The sequence below is a fragment of the Streptomyces sp. NPDC097129 genome (assembly GCF_055668065.1).
The window spans coordinates 1-1,263 of the sequence record NZ_JBVOQE010000071.1 but is presented as its reverse complement, the minus strand read 5'-3'; the positions used below and the strand labels follow the sequence as shown (position 1 = coordinate 1,263).

Annotated in this window: 2 protein-coding genes; one reads left to right on the top strand and one right to left on the bottom strand. The window is 61.7% G+C overall.

Features of this window, described 5'->3' with window-relative positions; all coding sequences use genetic code 11:
* Positions 1 to 436: hypothetical protein (locus AC0B9F_RS38165; protein WP_472010408.1), on the top strand; the 436-nt coding region annotated here is incomplete at its 5' end.
* 133 nt (positions 437 to 569) lie between these two features.
* On the opposite strand, the gene AC0B9F_RS38160 is transcribed toward AC0B9F_RS38165, so the two are convergent.
* On the bottom strand, positions 570 to 1,263 hold a 694-nt coding region (locus AC0B9F_RS38160; protein ID WP_472010407.1), incomplete at its 5' end, for a helix-turn-helix domain-containing protein.

The window sequence follows — 1,263 nt, the reverse complement described above, 5'->3', positions numbered from 1 at the left end:
CGACGCTCTCGATGCCGTGGGCGGCACCGGAATCGGAGGATACGACCGGTACGTCGATTCGGCCGATCGACAGCCGCTGTCGACTGCGATCGACCGGTGGGGTCACACCCCGTTGACTGCGACCCCGCTCACGTCGCGTGCGGTCGCCGGCATCGTGCGAGCGCACCTGGACGGACGTGCGCCCACCCGCCTGCAGCCCACTGCGCGGTCACAACAGCCGGAGCGGATCGCGGCATCGGATCCAGTACCGCGGGTCGTGCTCGACCCCGGCTACTACGAACGCGGAACGCTTGCGCGTAGACACGCCCACGGTCTTCTCGATGACGTGGACTCTGTCCTCGCTGATGTCGAAATCCGCGCGGACAGCCTGTTGGAAGCACTCGTCGACTTTCTCGAATCGGAGACCACACGCGTGCCGGCCGACACCGTCGAGTGACAAGTGGTTCGTACTCGAGTTTGCACAAACTCTTCGTTCTCACGGCGGCGACGTCTCCGAACTCTCCGCGATGAAGATCGATCAGTCCGCGGACGAACGGAGGCATCGATCTCGACCCCGCGTTCTGTGGGATCTACGTCGAATCCGCGTCGTCCGAGAGTGGCGGGTTTCGGAAATCTTTCGGAGAGCGTCCGGTCCAGCGTTTGAAGGCGTGAGAGAAGTTGGCGAGGTCGCTGTATCCGAGTTCAGTAGCGATCTCGCTGACCGAAACCGATCGGTCGAGGAGCCGTAGCATCGCGTGCTCGTACAGCAGCGATTGGCGCACCTTGCTGTAGGTGGTTCCTTCTTCGGCAAGCCGCCGTTTCAACGTGCTGCTCGACATCGACAATGCCTGTGCAACACCATGGTTGGTTCGCTGTCCGAGGTCCTTCTCCAACAGTTGCCTCACCTTCTCCGTAGATGACATGGACCCACTTCGCTGGGCGAGTGTTCGCTGCAGATCAGCGATAGCGAGTCGATATGCGAGAGCGTCCGAGAACCGACAAGCATTGTTGAGGGTGTCCTCGGGTACGTGGACGAAGGAAATCGGAGCGTCGAAGAATCGGCGATTCGACCCCGGACCTTCGTCGTGGCTCACCACCTCGGCCGGCTCCGGCCAGCTCAGATGGAGTGTCACCGGCGATATGTCACCGGCGAGCATGTCCAGCAGTCGTAGTAACGCCGACCCACCGTAGGTGATGACCAAGCAGTCCAGTGCGGAATCGCCTGTATGCGCAGTGAGCCCGACGATCAGACCGTAGTCGCCAGTATGGAACTGCGACTTCAAC